9 protein-coding genes and 2 pseudogenes are annotated in these 19,438 nt (G+C 47.0%); 5 read left to right on the plus strand and 6 right to left on the minus strand.

Going from position 1 to position 19,438, the window contains the following annotated elements; genetic code table 11:
• The 4 genes and pseudogenes from AACX68_RS20135 to AACX68_RS07100 all read left to right on the plus strand — a co-directional run.
• Positions 1-94: pseudogene (locus AACX68_RS20135) on the plus strand (IS982 family transposase); the annotation flags it as partial.
• A gap of 379 nt (positions 95-473) precedes the next feature.
• Positions 474-1,136 (plus strand): annotated as a pseudogene (locus AACX68_RS20140) (trypsin-like serine protease); the annotation flags it as partial.
• A 237-nt stretch (positions 1,137-1,373) separates the two neighbouring features.
• Positions 1,374-2,657: a hypothetical protein gene (locus AACX68_RS07095; RefSeq protein ID WP_228858632.1), complete on the plus strand. Its 1,284-nt coding sequence runs from the start codon at positions 1,374-1,376 to the stop codon at positions 2,655-2,657.
• 901 nt (positions 2,658-3,558) lie between these two features.
• Positions 3,559-4,470 carry a hypothetical protein gene (locus AACX68_RS07100; RefSeq protein ID WP_228858633.1) on the plus strand — a complete coding sequence of 304 codons (912 nt, stop codon included), beginning with the start codon at positions 3,559-3,561 and terminating at the stop codon, positions 4,468-4,470.
• A 118-nt stretch (positions 4,471-4,588) separates the two neighbouring features.
• Here the strand turns inward: AACX68_RS07100 and AACX68_RS07105 are convergent, their stop codons facing one another.
• The 6 genes from AACX68_RS07105 to AACX68_RS07130 all read right to left on the minus strand — a co-directional run bounded on the left by AACX68_RS07105 (position 4,589) and on the right by AACX68_RS07130 (position 10,778).
• Positions 4,589-5,554 (minus strand): SphA family protein, encoded by a 966-nt coding sequence (locus AACX68_RS07105; RefSeq protein WP_228858634.1) that lies wholly within the window; start codon positions 5,552-5,554, stop codon positions 4,589-4,591.
• A 56-nt stretch (positions 5,555-5,610) separates the two neighbouring features.
• Entirely contained in the window at positions 5,611-7,212 is a 1,602-nt protein-coding gene (locus AACX68_RS07110; protein ID WP_228858635.1) for a phytoene desaturase family protein, read from the minus strand.
• Entirely contained in the window at positions 7,209-8,009 is an 801-nt protein-coding gene (locus tag AACX68_RS07115; RefSeq protein ID WP_228858636.1) for a cyclase family protein, read from the minus strand. Before AACX68_RS07115 ends, AACX68_RS07110 begins: the two co-directional genes overlap by 4 nt.
• On the minus strand, positions 8,006-8,584 hold the full coding sequence (locus AACX68_RS07120) for a flavin reductase family protein (RefSeq protein ID WP_228858637.1): 579 nt from the start codon (positions 8,582-8,584) through the stop codon (positions 8,006-8,008). The genes AACX68_RS07115 and AACX68_RS07120 overlap by 4 nt, the downstream gene beginning before the upstream one ends.
• Before the next feature lie 60 nt (positions 8,585-8,644).
• Positions 8,645-9,895, minus strand: coding sequence for a styrene monooxygenase/indole monooxygenase family protein (locus AACX68_RS07125; RefSeq protein ID WP_228858638.1), 1,251 nt, complete (start codon positions 9,893-9,895; stop codon positions 8,645-8,647).
• Between the two features lie 94 nt (positions 9,896-9,989).
• A complete protein-coding gene (locus tag AACX68_RS07130) occupies positions 9,990-10,778 on the minus strand; it encodes an SDR family oxidoreductase (protein ID WP_228858639.1) in 789 nt (262 codons plus the stop codon).
• Between the two features lie 931 nt (positions 10,779-11,709).
• Here AACX68_RS07130 and AACX68_RS07135 point away from each other — a divergent pair.
• The gene (locus tag AACX68_RS07135; RefSeq protein ID WP_228858640.1) at positions 11,710-19,437 is read left to right on the plus strand and encodes a non-ribosomal peptide synthetase; all 7,728 of its coding nucleotides are present in this window, start codon (positions 11,710-11,712) and stop codon (positions 19,435-19,437) included.
• Position 19,438: the final 1 nt, after the last annotated feature.

Genomic DNA, 19,438 nt, shown 5'->3' on the forward strand with positions numbered 1-19,438 from the left:
ACTGCTTTCCCACACGTTGGGTATTTTTGCTAATTTTAAACAAGGTAAAAGTCAACGCGACTGGCTTCAACAATCCAACGTTATAGGATGTTAAAGTCGAGCATCGCGTTATTTTAAATATTTTCATCAAAAAAGGGGGCGATATGAACGTCTTATTTAATATAAATTTTGATGGACTTATCTTTGATCAGCCAACTCTGACCAACCTATTTGATCGGAGAACATCAAAATGCATCCTACTCACTATCTGAATGCCCGTGTAAAGGGCAAAATTCACGCTGCGAGACTCATCATGCAGCCTGTACAAACTCGTCAGATAAGTTGCCATGCTGGAGTTCCTGATTGTATTTCTACGGGCTACCAGCCGCTCGTCACAGACAAAACACTCTCTTGCCAGTTCCGAATATTTATTCTTACCTTTTTTATTTCAAGAATACGGGAGGCTTATTATCATGAATAATCATGAACTTATTATGAGCCATGCTCCTATAAATCCTCAATTATATCCTTGGATAGTTCGAATAATCATCAGATATACAGAAGAGGAAACCCATCAAAGAGTCCGTGGAGTGGCAACCGGTATAGCCATCAGTCCCCATATAGTTTTGACAGCTTTACATGTATACCCAGATAACGACGATCCTAATGAAGATCTGTCCATTAGAATATATTGGCGTCGAAATTATCTTGGAAGACCAGCTAATCCTGACTACGGTATCAGTATCGAGTATGACAATTTTATAGAGGAAGGGAGGGACGGTGATATCATAGCACTACGCTTAAGTACCCCCCTTCACTTAACGTCATATGCACCGTTAGGTCTATTCTATCGGCTGCCTATCTCCCCTGATGGTAACATTGCACCAGTTGAAATCATGGGGTTTGGCTTTGGGGCCGGCTCAGGTGATCGACGCGCGAATACGGTGATTCCACCCGATACCTTTCACGGGTTCCGGGCGACTCTGGACAGAGTCCAGCCTAATGTGCTTAGAGGAGGACGTGAAGTGTGGGCAGCCTTCGGGCCTGGAACGGGATCATCTACGTATGGAGACTCGGGTGGACCTATAATGTTTAATGATCCGCAACGAGGCCCTGTAGTTATTGGGCTCATCTCTGGGGGAGAGCCGCCAGGATCGAGCACACCGACACACATCTATTTTACTCCTTTAGAAGATAACATTGCTCTTATTGAACATCTTCAGTTGGAATCAGTATCGATAGGATACGCAATAATAATCGCCACTTTTTTCCTTAGCTGGAGGAGAGCTCACTTTCGATATGGAGGAGGGTCTGGAGGAAGCGGAGGATCCAGCATAGCCGATAGTTCAATATCAAATTCTGATTTATCCGGTTGGCGTGTGTTCTGGCAGGAGGTGAAGGACGGGACATCATGGTCGAGTGCGAAATACAAGGATATCCTTGATCCTCAGGCAGAAAAAGCGGAACTAAAGGTAGAACAGGGTGCATTATGGCGGGCAACGGTGTTGCCGTTGATTGGAAACCCACCCCAATTAGTGGGCAAGAATCACTTTCCAGCGGCTAACCTGCCGAGCAGCCTTGTAGGCTCGATTACAGATAAGTACACGATGCCAACTAACCTGAAAGTGATTGCTGCCAACAACGCAGGAAAAAACTCTGTTCACGCATCCTGGGATGAAGCTCTGGCGGCGTCGGGCATACCGGCAGCAGGGTATCGCGTATTCTTTCAGGGGAAAACGGCAAGCGGTGCATGGTCATCGTGGTCACACTTGCCGGATACGGACAAGCGCGAAGCCATGTTTCAGGTGACCAGTGCCACGGATATAGGCCCGTGGCGAGTCGTCGTGTTACCACTGTATACATTACCCAACGTCACTGCTGTCGTGGGCGCCGATGAACACGGCAATCCGTTTGCAGCAGATGCAGACACTCGCGGTGTGCAGATCGATAAACCAATACTATTCAGCCAGTTCCCAAAACCAGAAGAAACGCTCTATATCACCACTGGGACTATAGGTTCGAACTCAGTGATAGCATTATTCAACCATGTGAACCCCGAAGAGAAGGAAGGTTCCCTGCAATGGGAGTGGGCGGATAGCGCGGACGGGAAGTTTATACCCGGTGGCCGGTGGGTAGGAATGTCAGGGCAGAACAATGTGCAGATGGTGTTCGGAACAAAGGATGATCCAGCAACCGAAAACAACTCAGGATGGTACCGCCTGCGAGCAACCAATAACCTGGGTGAAAGCATAAGTCAGCCAGTACATGTGGTCATCAGCGAGCAGGTGTTACCACAGTTACTGGAACAATCTCCACTCTCCTATGGAGAAGCGGTGGGATATACCGACAGTGCCGGGGATGCGGAAATCGAGGTGTTATTTACCGCTTATCCAGCCCCGACCGATGCACAGGTAATGTGGGAAAAATTAGACCCGGCAACCCAAAAATACACTCCGAGCATTAGCGACCGCTTATTCCCATTACCGCTTCAATCATACGGAAAAGAGAAAGAACATAAATACATTGCCACTTTGGTTTTCGGGCAGGAAGACACCTACCCGACTGAAGAGGATTCAGGCTGGTATATCGCTCATATCAAGACCACATTCGCCGACAAAAGTGAGCACGAAACCTATTCGCTTCCCGTCTTCGTCAGTATCGGCGCATCTGTCAACTGAGCTATGAAAACGAAGGAGTAAAACAATGAATAAAAATCGGACAATAGGAGTAAAAAACTCCGCAATACGAGACAACATGTCGACACTACTGCGAATTCTGGCAGGCGGGTTGATGGCCATAGTTCTGGGCTTCGGGTTGAATGCTGCGCCTGCACATGCAGCCGGAACGTGGACGATGTTTATGACAAATTTTTCCGATAAGACTATTACTCTCCACCCTAGCAATTCCACGTGTATGTATAGTACAGGCGGAGAACAGACGGTTCTGCCCAACGGGACAAATACCTTCACGTTCGAGGACTCGAACGCACTTTTTGGTGGTTGTTCATTTAGAGAAAAGTATATCGATTGGGAGGTAACGATCGAGGGCTTACCGGCACCAACCGGCTCCGGTCGCTTCAGTCTGCGCTGGGACCATGTGTATTACTGGTCTGGCTCAGAATGGCGCACAAAGATAACAAGCCCTGATTCATCCTTAGGTATACCGGTAACGGGAGCGAATTGCACCGAAATGGAGGGATTCCCCGAATCTGAGTATAGTTGTTTGAATGTTTGGCAAAAGGCACCGAATAACGATGGAGGTAAAATTTGGCTCTACTTCAACTTCGCACATATCAACCAGCAAGGTGAAAACGCGACTTATATGTATGAAGACGAGGCAAAATTCAGCGGTATTGGCGACATCAGAAATACCATTACCTTACATCAAGGATCTCCTCATGGAAATCCACTCCCCGGCTGCGAGAACATATCTGTCAGTCAAGATCAGGGGGGATACAATGGTAATTGGTCTTGCACTTCGAGCTCCCTTCCCTACGGCATAACTCAGATTGTTGCCGTTCAGAATGATGGTATCTCTTCGCACTCTTCAACACCATACACTATCCTTGCGGAGCTAAAGGTGCATTCCCCCAGAGATAACGAAATTATCTTCAAAACCCTTGGCCCCTATGAGATTAGAGGCCGGGCGACTCCCGGTGCGAAAATCGAGGTGACACCTCGCGAGGGAGGAACTCCGGCAGGAGCATCCCCCTTTAGCTGCTCGGCAACTGCCGATGAATCGGGCGGTTGGTATTGCAAAAAGAAATTCCCCGCGCTTATTGATGGCACCTATCAGTGGGATGTCACACAAACTTTCAATGGATATGGCAGTCAAATCAATACACATACAGGATATTACCACCTGACTGTCGGAGAGCTTAAGGTTTCGATTGATCCGATTGGGGTGGATGGAGTTGTGCCTGACTGGGGTGAGTTCTTGCAGATCCATGGACTGGGAACACCTCGCGATACCGTACACCTTCTTGTACAGAAGGACGGAGATTCTAAGACGATACTAAAATCTCAAAACTGCAGAGAAAGCTCAGATTCCGATCAACCTGATATACACCCCATTTCTGACACGAGTACCTGGGGATGCAACTATCCCATTCCCCCGGTAGGAACTACCTGGGACGTCACTGCTACACAATATCGCCCCCACGGAGAGGAAGTACAGGATCCCGCAAAAACGTCTTTCAGCGTCAAAACTGCGGCTCCTCTCTTAGTACATAAACAAAAGGACTCAAGCGACCGGAACGATAAGATAACCCTCTCTGGAACAGCAACTCCGGGTGCTACCGTCAAAGTTACCACTAAACAAGGGCCTCGGTGTCTGGTTAAAGTGACCGCAAACGCTTCAGGATTGCACATCCCTATGCCTTGGTCATGCACATTGGACAACGCTAATGCCGGAGGATTAGATTTCTCGGCTGTCCAGATATACGGTTCTATCATCAGCGCCCCAATTACTGGTTCAACAAATAACCTATAATGTAGCCCCATTTTAGTGAACACAGAGATAGGCATAATTACCGGCTGACTTCATCGTCAGCCGGTAGCTTCCTTTACTGGAGCACGCGATGATAATGATGAAACATGAAAAATCATTTCTAAAATGGAAGGGCGACTTTTAAAAAGAGTTGCGAGCCTGCCGGGCGATTAGTCACGATCAGGTCTTTTTGCCATTTCAGGGCCACCAGCAAGCCTTTATCATTAGCGTAACGGACGGAAGGACCCAGACCAAATGCGCTCGCTTTACCCTGCGCTGAATTAGGCCCGCTGTCATTTGTGACCTGCTGGAATGCATAACCACCAACCCCAGCGACCAAACCATTACCGAATCCCCAGCCCAGTGCATAATCTATATGAAAAGCCCGACCGGATGTTGTATTGGTCTTTTTATTTTTCAGATTAAAGTCATACATCACTTTTAAGTCAGTATTGTAACCGTAAGCCGGAAAGTAGCTTATCGCCCAGACAGGCTGAAATGCCCAGTGATTTTTCCCCGGACTGGAAGGATCATGGCGATTATAGCTGCCTGTTGGTGCACTGATATCAAGACCGATAACATAACCTAAATCCGGAGCCGGATGATACCCAAGAGCCGGGCCAAAAGTGATATCCCCAATCCCTTTACTGTCGCTGCGTTTACCCCCTGCTTCTGCTGTCACACTCAGTAAAGGCACAATAGTATGATAAGCCAGTTGCCCCCCCATAATTTGTTGATCTGTGACCAGAACCAGCCGGGGAGCAAGAACACTCACATTCACTTTAAAACCGGGAACAGGAAGCCGGGAACCAGTATTTCCCCTGAGTTGGTTATAGTGAATATTGCCACCATAAAGCAGTACATGGACACCCGGCGGAGGCAAGACGCCTGACAGATAATTATCTAACCCATCCGGATAGATACCAACACCACCGCCTTCTGTCGCCATAACAGAATGGCTTACAACTAAAGCACTCATAACGGAAATACTGAGTAGTGATAAAATGGTAAGCTGAATCACTCTCCGATACTTCATTATTGCTGTGTTTATCAGTTTTGCTTTTATTGCTGTGTATATTTTTATCATGACAGATCCTCCGAAGTGGGAAGTGAACAGATATCGCATATGAGGAATGAATGTGATCAGTGCCGCGCAAGCCTGCGAGCAACCAGATAGCCGGAGGTTCCTGCTAATCCGGGTCCGGGATGTGCTGATGCTCCAATATGAAAGACATTACAAATAAAAGTCTGATGTGCTTTCGTCCTTTTTGAAGACGCAAAGGGACGCAGCCAGAAAAATTGGTCAGGGGTACAAATCCCTGAATAGAGATCTCCCTCCACCAGATTACAGTTCAGTGTCTGTAAATCTGCCGGAGAATATGCCCTGCGGCCAACAATAGTGGATGAAAAACCCGGAATGACGCTCTCCAGACGAGCCTGTACGCGATCTGCGAACGCTTCACGAACAGCATCATTCCATCTGCCATCTTCAGAAATAGTGATTTCTCCCAGTGCATCCCCTTTCAGATGAGTGGGCAACTCCTGCATCTGAATCCATAAAATCCATCCACCTTCAGGAGCACGACCCGGATCAAGCGCAACCGGCTGGCCTATAGCTAATGTCGGGTGCTCCGGCAAATAACCATTATTAGCCTGTGTTACCGACAGACAAATTTCTTGCATACTTTCTGCTAAGTGAATAAGCGGTACATGACATAATTCGGGATTACTCCATGACGGGGGAGAATTCAGGGCAAAGTGAACCTGCATTCCACCACGCCCATAGCGATATCCCTGCGCATATTGTTGAACTGTCTGAGGAACGTTATCCAGTAAGTGACCATAAAGCTGTTGCGGAGTGACATTGCAGACCACGGCATCGGTAGCGTGATAAACCCTTTCTCCGGCGATGACACCAGAAGCACGGTACTTTCGCCCCCGCTGATGAGTGATAATGTGATCAACATTGGTATGCGTGAGAAGCTGTCCCCCATGCTGCTCTATGATCGTTTTCAACGCTTCAACAATGCTGATACTTCCCCCTTTAACTACCGGCATTCCTCCCGCTACCACCGCAGCAAAAGTGAGTTTTCCAATCAGGGCTGAACTGGCATCATCCGGTCCCAGACCTGTATGCAAGGCCCATGGCGCAATCAGGGTACGGATGAAATCGGACTGCAATTCACGTTCAGACCAGCGCCGGAATGTTTCCAGTGAATGACCGGCAAATTCCACCAGACCATCAATACCGCGTTTTCGCCATTCACTAAACAGTAACCGGAGTACGCTGAAACCATAAGGGTTTTGCCCCAGCAAACTGAATACCAATTCAGCATCATCATGAAGAATTTGCTGCACCATGTAGCGAAACGCTTTTCCGTCTTTTCCGGCAATTTCATCAAGCTGCAATGCAGCAGGTAAAACGCCCCGCTTTAACGCAATTCCCCGGCCATTCGGCTGAACCAGACCAGTGGAATAATCACTTTGTATGAACTCTACACCCGCTTTTTCTAATTCCGGCTTCAGCACCTGATAAGCCGGGCTACTCAAAAATAACGGATACCAGCAGGAGAGCACATCATGGATATAACCGGGAAAAAGTTCTTCTGTACGGATACATCCTCCCAGCACCGCATTCCGTTCCAGTACCAGAACAGATTTTCCCCAGATAGACAGTAGTGCGGCACATACCAGTGAGTTTATTCCACTGCCGATGATAATGACTTGTGGTTTAGAACTGTTCATAGGGTTGTTCCATCAGGCTGTTCAACCAGTGCCAGAACTCGCAGCGGACTTCCCGAGCCTCCTTCAATTTTAAGGGGAGCGGCAATAATAACGGTTCCGACTGGTGGTAATAAATCGAGGTTTTTCAGGCATTGCAAACCGTATTTATTTGCTCCGTGCATCAGGGTGTGACAAGGATAAGCCACGGGCCATGAATAAGACTGCCCGGCATCAGTATTGATAGTTTCCACCCCAAAGCCCCGGATATTACGTTTATGGATAAGCCACTCTACTGTTTCCTGATCAGGCCCCGGTGTATGGGCTCCGTCATCACGCATATTGAGGAAACGGCTGGGATTATCCGCCCGTTTTGACCAGTCAGTACGGAACAGCAGCCACGCTCCAGCAGGGATCTGCCCGTGTCGATTTTCCCATTCAAGCAGGAAGTCAATTGTCAGCAACCAATCCGGATTGTTTGCCACCTGTTGGCTGGCATCCACAACGACTGCGGGTGCTACAAAATTATGCAGCGGAATGCTATCAACGGTATTATCTGAATAATCTTTGCCGCTCACCCAATGCGCCGGAGCATCAAAGTGTGTGCCTGTATGTTCTCCACAACTGAAATTATTCCAATACCAGCCCGGCCCGTTTTCGTCGTAACACGAAATACGCTCCATTTTGAATGACCAGACTTGCCCATATTGTTCAGGTAACTGTAAAGCCGGAAAATCAGGCGATAAAGTCTGTGTAAGATCAATCACCTTCACTCCCCCCTGATCCAACGCTGTAGTGAACATATTCAGCAGGTTTTTCATGCATCCTCTCCCAGATTGCTTCCCACATCATGCAACTCCGTAAACATACCGCAGTGAAAAACCAACGGCTTACCTTCGAGGCTGGCAATACGTTTCACCTGACCAATCATCAACAAATGATCACCGACATGGGTTTGCTGGTGGTTCGAACAAACCAGTGTTGCTATCGCGCCACAAATTGCTGGGATCCCTTCCGGCGTTTCCTGCACAGGAATATCCTGAAACTTGTTTTCAACCCTCGGATTAGCAAAACGCAGGGCCAGTTCCTGATGGTCGCAACTAAGAATGCTGATCGTGAAATATTCACAGTTCTGGAATACAGCCAGATTGGGAGAGTGGTTGACCAGACTCCAGAGTATCAGCGGTGGCTCCAGTGAAAGTGATGCAAATGAATTGATGGTCAGGCCTACATTGCGCCCGTCAGCCGTTCGTGTTGCCACAATGGCAACACCGGTTGGGTAGCTCCCAAGAATGGTACGCAATGCCCTTGCCTCAAATTCGGTTATTCCCCATTCAGTACCGGGTAACATTGCTTCGCTGTTCTGGATATTCATGGTCATGTTGACTTTTTCCACACTGAAATTCTCCACACTAAAACCCTGCTTTTCAGGTAGCTTGTTAAATCGCTTCCTTAATTAAGAATTAGCCGCCTGTGCATGCTGTGTCTGTGAGTTAATGTAGGCTTCACAGGCATCACTGTCCCGCCACCACGGAAACAGTACAGGGGGATGATTGAAAGCATTGGCAATTGTGCTGGCAAGTGCCGGCAACTGCTGAGCTGCGCCTAATAGATGCAGGATATGAGGTTTGGGTGGGATGAGCAGACTGTTTGTCCATTCCACAACATACTGGCTGTAATCCCAGAATCGCTCAAAGGTATCGTTCATCCACTCTGCCGTAAAAGGTTTGTCACCACGGGCAAGAATCGATTCGTAATAGACCTGGCAGGCTTTGGTCGCATTGTTGGAGCCTTGTCCGGTAAGCGGATCGTTTGTCACTACCGCATCACCCAGTCCAAAGACCTGACGACCAGACGGTAATGTCAGTACTGGTTTGCGCACTACCGGTGCGAAACGTCCGGCCAGAATGCCGTTCTCATCGGTCAGTTCTACTTTTTCGCAACGTGCGGCTTCCCACGGCAGAAAGGTTTTAAGGATGCGGAGGCTATAAGTCAGATGCTCCTGCGGTGTTCTGGCTTCCTGCCAGCCATCCATTGCTCCCCCCGGTATTCCTTCAAAAACCATAATGTCACAGGGACCACTCAGAGTCAGAGCAGGAAAAACGAAATACTCGCCCACTCCGGGGATCAGGTTGAAAGAAACGCGAGAATATTCAGGCACCGGCAGCATACCATTCACATAAGTCAGTGCCAGTGCACGCTGCGGCTTATCATAGGGGGAACGGGTTGCATCACGCTCCAGCAATCTCACAACTTCCCCTTTCCCGCCCGCCAGAATAACCAGCTCATGGGTCGATGCCAGCTGCTCCAACTCATTAACACCTACATCGCGAATCTCCAAATTACCGCCACGGGCAGCAAACAACTCCATCCAGAAAGGCATTTTAATGCGCTGATCAACCGCCTGTGCGTACTTATCGAGCCGGGCGCTCCAGTCAATGACTTTAGCATTCGGCATTTCCGGATGCGGAACAGCGAAACCGATACCTTCAACTGGCGGGCATAGTGCTTCCCATTTATTCAGCTCCAGCTTCCGCTCAAACTGTAAAGAAGAATCGAACATACACTGACTCGACATCACCCGACCATTCCGGACATCATCAGGGGTGCGATTGGTAACTACGGTTACCTGATAGCCCTTGTCAAGTAGACCAAGGGCCAGAGGCAGTCCGGCCTGACCACCTCCCACAATAGCGATACGACGCATGGTATTTTTCTCCTACCTTATGTTTCATTCCGACGATGTTTTGTAACAATCGTGTTTTGTGACAAGCGTGTTTTGTGACAAGAACGATTTGCGACTATTCCGCCAGACGGCAAATGGCAGGTTTTGCCTGCTCAGGTCCCATCACTGAATAACCACCATCAACGGAGTAATCGGCTCCGGTCACAAAACTCGACAAATCAGAAAGAAGAAAGGACACGACCTGGGCAATCTCTTCAGGATCGCCCGCACGGCCAAGTAAGTGATAATCTGCGGCAACTTCATCTGTTTTCCGGCGACTGCCCTGAGTCAGTTCATCCATGACCCGTGACCAGGTCCAACCCGGTGAAACGGAGTTAACACGAATGCGATCAGCGGCATAGTCCATTGCCATGCTGCGGGTAGCTTGTAATAAAGCGGCTTTTGAGGCGGGATATAGCCAACGGCCTGTCTGGGCAACAGAGGATGAAACGCTGGTGAAGTTAACAATTGCTCCGCCTCCGGCCGCCATAAAATAAGGATGTGCAAACTGAGCTGCCTTGATTGCGCTGACCACATTAATATTCAGTGCCGTCAGCCACATTTCGCGGCCGGAGTCAGCACCATTATCCAGATAAGTTGCAGCAAGATTAACGAGACAGTTAAGGTGGCCATAGTAAGCTGCAACCTCTTGTATCCCCTGAGAGAGCTGTTTGTCATCAGTAATATCAACAGGCCAGAAATGAATATCATCAGGTCGGACATCGCAGGCTTTTTTTCCACCTTCACGATCAATATCAAAAATAGCAACCTTAACACCATACTCACTCAATACTCTGGCAACAGCCGCACCTATTTTAGTTGCACCACCAGTAACAATAGCGACCTTATTACTTAATCCTTTCATGAGTGATCCCCTTGTACATATATCTGCCACTATTCAGGGCAAACTATCAGGACAAATTATTCGGTCGGAATTCAGGGCATTAAGAAAAAACAAAATTTTGACTGAATAACTTTTGTTCGATAGATCGTGACTGAATAGCCGATCAGAGATATAAACACCGAATATCCAATATTTTGTATATTTAGTGTTTTTATAATTAATAAATCATGGTGGGTATCATTACGTGAAAAAGATAAGAACAATTAGCCGATATTTGCAGGAAATATCCATCCAGCGCAGGTATTCAAAAATGTATTAATTAGATTTCAGAATTTAGAAATAATATATTCTTTGTTTAACTTATTCCATCACCGAACACGCTGAAATAGTAACCCACGGAACTAATCATCCTGAAGTTCCGGATCTCGTTGATGACATCATGGTTGTGAGTTGCGACTAATCCGTCTCTGGTTTACCGAAGAAAAATACTCCCATCTTGAGCTAGACAATTATAACTTTTGGCTATAAATATATTTCACCCAACACTTCACTAACAATAAAAAGCATCAATAATTAAATTTTCCTATAAGCAATAAAAAAACAAGGATAATAAAAAACAACATAGACATTAATTAAAATAACAACCAGCATTACACTATAAATAACAGCATCCATAAGTAATATAAAACAATTATATTCACATAAAAAATACACTCTGGTATTTTGGGGGAGCAAAATACTAACTATTAAATAAGAACTCTATTTCACGAGGATGAGTGTTGAAAGATTGCAAGGTTATTTGTAAGGACATCATGAGAGATGATGCTACGTTCTAACGTGCAAATTAAGGTCAGGCAAATCATCAGCCCTATTCATTTTGTACTATCAACTATGACTAACTTGTAAGCAGAACACACTCATATAAATAATTATGAGAAAAGCTGAGGATCATTTGAATCCAGATTTATATCACCTCCACCCTGCTCAGGAGAATATATTCTACGAACAACTTCTTTATGAGAATAGCCCAGTACATACCCTAAATTGGTATACCTTAATAGAGGAAAATGTTGATATTACCCTCTTGCAAAAAACATTAAATTTACTATATCAGCATATCGATACTTTACGTTTACGTATATTCATCAATGCCGACAATGAAGCGGTTCAATACATTCAGGAACAAAGTATTCCCGCGTTAATCAATGAATACGATGTTTCAAAACTGCCTGATCCTGAAAGTCACGCACTTCTGTGGATGAAGCAACAAAACAATATCTCTATCGATTACTTAAATGAAATACCCTACCAGTTCACATTAATCCGTCTTGCCAATGAAAAAAATTATTTTTTCACTACATTCCACCATATTTTCATTGACGGTGTCGGATTATACCGATTTCACGAATATGTTTATAAATTGTATACATGCCTTAAGAATCGAACATCCACAGCGTGGTTATCTGAAATTCCGCAATATCTCACAGCAGTAAAAAAAGCAAGAACCTATTTAAATAATTTTGATTATGAAGATGATAAAAATTATTGGCTGGATTTTTTAAAGAAAAATGAAATACACCAATTAACACCTTATTACCATAATAAAGGCTCTGATAATCATGAACTGACATTACCACTCTCAGTTAAAAATGACTTACGTATTTTTTGTCACGAAAACAAAACTCATTTACTTGCCGTCTTTTCTACGCTTGTTTCTATTGTTATCGCTGAATTAACCGGGCAACAAGAAATAAATTTCAACACAACAAGTCATGGAAGAACAACAAAAGCTGAAAAATATGTTGTCGGGATGCAAGCAAACACGTATCCAGTACATTGCCCTATTTCACGAACTTCTTCTATCGTTAAGCAAATTAAGCAAGTAGAATCAGCGCTGAAAAACAGCTATCTACACGGAAAATTTCCCAATTCACACCTTACTCGTCTTGCAAAGCAAGATGGATTCTCTTTACCCAATATTCTAATTTTATATGACCGCTTTTCATCATCGGATACTGAAATTAACCAAACTCAGCATTTTCATATAGACACTGAATTTAATATTAATCCCATCTTATTTCGACTGAAAGATCATGGCTATGATCAAGAATTAAAAATAACTATTCAGTATTTACAAAATTATTTTAGTGATACAGACATCAATAATATCCTTGAACGATTAAATAACCTGCTAACGGCTATTATTGACAATCCGGCTATTTTAGTCAGTGAATTACCTATCTTGTTAGAGCAGGAACGCCATACCCTATTAAATATCTGGAATCAGACCGATGCTCCTTATCCGCAGGATAAAACCCTGCAACAGTTGTTTGAAGCGCAGGTTACAGCTCATCCGAATAACGTCGCACTGGTGTTTGAAGGCAAAACTCTGACCTATCACCAGCTTAATGAACGGGCAAACCAACTGGCGCTTGTGATCCGTGAACGTTATCAACAACAGCATAATATACCGATGCCTATGGATACGTTGGTCGCGCTCTATCTGGATCGCAGCCCGGAAATGGTCATCAGTATACTGGCTGTACTCAAAGCCGGCGGGGCTTATGTGCCGGTATCACCGGATTATCCGCCGGAGCGGGTTCAGTTTATTCTGGACGATACGCAATCACCCTGTGTGGTGACTCAGCAAAAGTTTCTGCCGACATTGCGGGTTTATACCCAAGCACATGTGACACCACCAGCCCTGATTGCCGCAGATGACAGGAGTGTCACTGAACACTATTCAACAGAAAATCTGGCATTAGCTGTTCATGCGACAGATTTAGCCTATGTTATCTATACCTCCGGCACGACCGGAAAACCCAAAGGCGTCTTGCAGACCCACCATAATGTCAGTCGCTTATTTACTACCAGTCAAAAAGATTACCAGTTCGATCAACACGATGTCTGGGTGCTTTTCCATGCGTATACGTTTGATTTCAGTGTGTGGGAATTATGGGGTGCTCTGCTCTATGGCGGGCGTTTAATTATTCCTACGGTTGAGTGCACTAAGGATTTTGGCCAATTCAGCCGGTTATGCTCCGAACAGCATGTGACGGTACTGAACCAAACGCCGGGGGCATTTTATGCCTTTATCGACGAAGCAGTCAGCAACGGCGCAGAATTTCCCCACCTTCGCTATGTAATATTTGGTGGCGATAAATTAAATCCGGTGCAGTTAACACCCTGGTGGGATCGTTATGGCGATCAAAAACCGGCACTCATCAATATGTATGGGATCACCGAAACCACCGTCCATGTGACTTACAAAAAATTAACGCAAGGCGATACCACTGCGATATCCCGCATTGGGTGTCCCCTCAGCGACATGTCTGCCTATGTGCTGGATCCTGCCGGAAAACCGGCTCCGATTGGTGCTCCCGGCGAACTTTACATCGGTGGCGCAGGGTTGGCACGGGGTTATTTAAACCGACCGGAATTAACCGCCGAACGTTTTATCGAAAACCCGTTTGCCACAGAGAAGAACAAAGAACAGGGTTACACACGTCTGTATAAAACCGGTGATTTAGCCCGCTGGCTCCCCGATGGCGAACTGGAATATCTGGGACGTAATGATTTTCAGGTCAAAATTCGCGGCTACCGCATTGAGCTAGGCGAAATTGAAAGTGCGCTGGCGGCACATCCACAGGTTAAACAGGCCGTTGTCATCGATCGCAACTATCAGGGTAATACCGCTCTGATCGCCTATCTGGTGACTGAGAATGAAATTTCTGACGAAGGGTTAATCAGCCATTTATCTTCTTATCTGCCGGATTATATGCTGCCCGCCAGCTTTACTCGGATTGAGGCGATCCCGCTAACGCCGAACGGCAAAGTGGACCGCAGAGCCTTGCCGGAGCCGGTTTTCGGTCACAAAGAACATTACGTCGCGCCGCGTAATGCACTGGAAACCCAGCTTTGTGCTATTTGGCAGGATGTTTTAGAGCTGGAGCGAGTCGGTATTGACGATAACTTCTTCCGTCTCGGCGGCAATTCCCTGACCGCCATTAAACTGATTGCTGCTATTCGCCGTACCCTGTCTACGGATATTTCACTGGCGCAACTGTTTGAATTGAAAACCATCGCCGGGTTAGCCACGCAGATGGACACGCAAATTCGCACCGTTATCCCACCGCTGGCACAAGCGCGCTATCCCTTATCATTTGCGCAGGAGCGGATGCTATTTATCGAACAGTATGAGCAGGGTTCGGATGTCTACCATATTCCGTATCTGGTTGAGTTGGCTCAGGATACTTCGCTGCCTTTACTTAAAACCACCATTAACCAACTGGCTGAACGTCATGCCGTGCTGAGAACCGTATATCGCAGTGATGATCAGGGCCAGCAGTATCAGCAGGCATTGGACACGTATCTCGTGATCCCATCTCAATCCTGTGACGACAAGGAAACATTGCTGGCTAACGTCCGCACCGAGATCGCCACCCCCTTTGATTTAACCACCGAACCGAGCCTGCGCCTGCGGCATTATCAGGTCGCAGACCGTCACTACTTATTACTGTTATGGCACCATATCGCGATGGATGGCTGGTCCATCGACATCTTTATGGCGGAACTGGCGGAGGTTTACCACGCGCTGCAAGCAGGCCATGATAGCCAACTTCCCGCGCTGGATATCACCTACGGGGATTACGCGGCATGGCAACGGGATTATTTGCAGGGAGACATCCGAGAACAACAACTGGCTTACTGGCAACAGGCACTGGCAGGCTATGAATCGCTGGCCCTGCCCACCGATCACCCCAGACCGGCACAGGTCAATTATCAGGGGCAGGATCTCAATTTTGAGCTGGACGCACAGCTGTCTGAACAGCTACGGGAGTTAGCAAAAACACAGGAAACTACCCTGTATACCGTGCTGCTCAGTGCGTTTTACGTCACACTCGCAAAATTATCCGGACAAGACGATATCGTTATCGGCACCCCGACCGATAACCGCCACCATGCGCAAACACAACCCTTATTGGGGATGTTCGTTAACACACTGGCCTTACGTGCACAACTGCAACACACCGACAGCGTAACCGCGCTGATTACACAGGCACACAAACTGGTCGCCGGTGCCAAAGCCCATCAGGATATGCCGTTTGAGCAACTCCTTGATGTCCTGAACATTGAACGGGATACCGCCCGTCACCCGCTATTTCAGGTGATGTTCAGCGTACAGACTTTTGGTGAAAATCATCGCGGTGAAAATTCATCAGCCAATTGCCTGCCATTCAAACCGGTGGAGCTGGATGAACCCTTATACAGCCCCGCTAAGTTCGATCTGAGCCTGTTTTTGTCCGATGGCAAAACAGCGATTACCGGTTGCCTGAACTACGCTCTTAGCCTGTTTAATGACACCAGCATCACCCGTATCGCGGAGAGTTACCAGCGGGTATTGAGGGCGTTTGTGGCCGACCAGCAGCAACCGTTATCCAACATTGATATTTTATCGGCACAGGAACGTCATACTCTATTAACTATCTGGAACCAGACTGACGCCCCTTATTCGCAGGATAAAACCCTGCCCCAGTTGTTTGAAGCGCAGGCGGCAAGAACACCGGACCATGTTGCACTGGTGTTTGAAGGTGAATCCCTGACTTATCACCAGCTTAATCAGCGCGCCAATCAACTGGCCCATGCCATACGCGAACGTTATCAGCAACAGCATCATCAAACGATGCAAGCTGATACACCGATAGCCTTGTATTTTGACCGCAGTCCGGAAATGGTCATCAGTATGCTGGCGGTGCTGAAAGCCGGAGGCGCTTATGTGCCAATATCACCGGAATATCCCACAGAGCGGGTACAGTTTATTCTGACAGACACCGCGACGCCTTGTGTTCTGATCCAACAACACTATCTGACCACGCTCCGGCCACTGGCTGGGTCATCGATCCTTATCGCGGCAGATAATCAGGCAGACACAGCCAGCCAGCCTGTGAAGAACCCCGATTCCATCAATAAACCGACCGATTTGGCCTATATTATCTATACCTCCGGCACCACCGGTCAGCCGAAAGGGGTGATGGTTGAACATAAAAATGTAGCGCATCTGACGGCCGCTCAAAGTGCATTTTTTGATACTGAAAAGACCACTAAAAGTTTAATGTTTGCCGCTTATGTGTTTGATGCTTTTGTTTTCGAACTCTTTCCCGCGTTATTGAATGGCCTGACGCTTTATCTTTGCAATGAAGCAGAACGCCATGCTCCTGCGATTGCACAGCTCATTCAACGGGAAGGTATTCAAATGGCGACTCTACCGCCAGCAATACTCAAATTATTGACGGATGTGGAATTACCCTCACTCCAGTTATTGGTTACTGCGGGAGAATCACCCTCACTGGATTTTATGGATCATTTCAGCCAACACAGCAATGTGATGAATGCTTACGGTCCGACAGAAATCACCGTTTGTGCGACACAGAAGCTATATCAGCATGGGGATATTGCCACCAATATTGGTCAAGCTATTAATAACGTTCGTCTTTACATACTTGATAGTGATGGAAATCCATCACCTATCGGTACACCGGGTGAATTGTATATTGGTGGTGCTGGTGTCGCACGGGGTTATTTAAATCGCCCTGAATTAACGGCTGAGCGCTTTGTTGCTAATCCTTTTGCAACCGCAAACGAAACGGTTAAAGGTTACACCCGTTTGTATAAAACCGGTGATTTAGTACGCTGGTTACCTAACGGCGAACTGGAATATCTGGGACGTAATGATTTTCAGGTCAAAATTCGCGGTTATCGTATTGAACTGGGCGAAATTGAAAGTGCGCTGACGGCGCATCCACAAGTCAAACAAGCCGTCGTGATTGATCGTGAACATCAGGGTCATAAAGTGCTGGCAGCCTATCTGGTTGTCGAGGATACGGTGTCCGATAACATACTGCTTGCGCACTTATCTGCTCATCTGCCGGACTACATGCTGCCCGCCAGCTTTACCTTTATGGAGGCTATACCGCTAACGCTGAATGGCAAAGTGGACCGCCGAGCCCTGCCAGAACCGGTTTTCGGTGACAGAGAAAATTATGTTGCGCCCCGTAATGCCTTAGAAACCCAGCTTTGCACTCTTTGGCAGGCGGTTTTAGGGCTGGAGCGGATAAGCATCCACGATAATTTTTTCCGCATTGGTGGAGATTCGATTATCAGTCTCCAGTTGGTGTCCAAACTGCGTCAGGCTGGTTTTTCGCTTCAGGTGAAAACCATTTTTGAGGCACCAACCGTGGCACAATTAGCGGTATTACTGATGCAAACCGCATCCACTGCCAAAATCGTTGCCGAACAAGGATTATTAAACGGGGAGTTTGCTTTATTACCGATTCAGCAAATTTTCTTTGACTGGCAGTTAGCGCACCCACATCACTGGAATCAGGCCTTTATGGTTCAGATCCCCGGTAATATTCCATCCGTACAGATTGAACAAGCCCTGCTCGCATTAACTGAGCGGCACGATATATTACGCGCCCGCTTTATTGCAACGGAACAGGGGTATCGCCAGTGTTATTCTGCGGAAGTTTCAACTTCACTGCCGCAGTTAAAACACCGTGATATCCGTCAGTGCAATCAGGAAGAACTCCACCAACAACTTACCCAGTGGCAAAGTGGGTTCGATTATCACAACGGGCCACTCTGGCAGGCCGCTCATCTGACTGGCTACGCCGATGGCAGCGCCCGGTTATTTTTTGCCTTCCATCATCTGATTATTGATGCCGTGTCCTGGCGGATTATTGCAGAAGATATGCGTTTGCTCTTACAGGGGAGGGTCTTACCGGCGAAAACCAGCAGTTATCGCCAATGGGTGACCGCTGTTCAACAGTATGCCCGGCAACATCAACATGAAGTGCCTTACTGGCAACAGGTGTTAACGGGCAATAACAGCACTCCTGTGTTGGACTGCCTCACACACCATCAACTGGAAATCTCGGCAGAAATGACCGATATCCTGCTGCATGAAGCTAACGCAGGTTTTCACACCGAAATTAATGACCTGTTGCTGAGTGCGCTGACCGTCGCCTTGCAGGAGACATTCGACCAACCTGTCAACCCTATCCTTCTGGAAGGACATGGACGGGAATCTATTGATAACACAATAGATATTTCCGAAACCGTTGGCTGGTTTACTACGATGTACCCGGTTCGTCTGGAAAAGCAGGCAGATATCGCCGACACCATCATTCATACCAAAGAGATGCTGCGCGCAGTGCCGAATAAAGGCATAGGTTACGGGGCATTACAGCAGGCGGGCTATCTGGCCGAAGATTTGCCACTGATAAGTTTTAACTATCTGGGGCAGTTAGGCAGTGCCAGTCAACAGGACTGGTCAATCACTGACGATGATTGCGGAACGGTGATAGCCAGCGAAAACGACAGTCATTTGCTGTTGGGCATTAATGGCGCCGTTCAGGCCGGAAAACTGCGGTTTTATGTCGATTCCCGACTGCCACAGGCTAAGACAGCCCTGTTTACCCGGGCATTTGAGCAGGCACTCAATCACATCGCCACCACAGCGCAAAAACAGTCACAAACGGGAGAAATAATGACTCCCAGTGATTACGGCATCAAGGGTGTTTCGTTGGAGCAATTCAACCAGATAACTCACCATTTTGAACATACCAATCATGTCAGTTCACACCACGATTCTGAAAATGAAACTACTTTGGATTTATAAA

Source organism: Xenorhabdus sp. PB61.4 (genome assembly GCF_963894935.1).
Taxonomy (GTDB): Bacteria; Pseudomonadota; Gammaproteobacteria; order Enterobacterales; family Enterobacteriaceae; genus Xenorhabdus; species Xenorhabdus stockiae.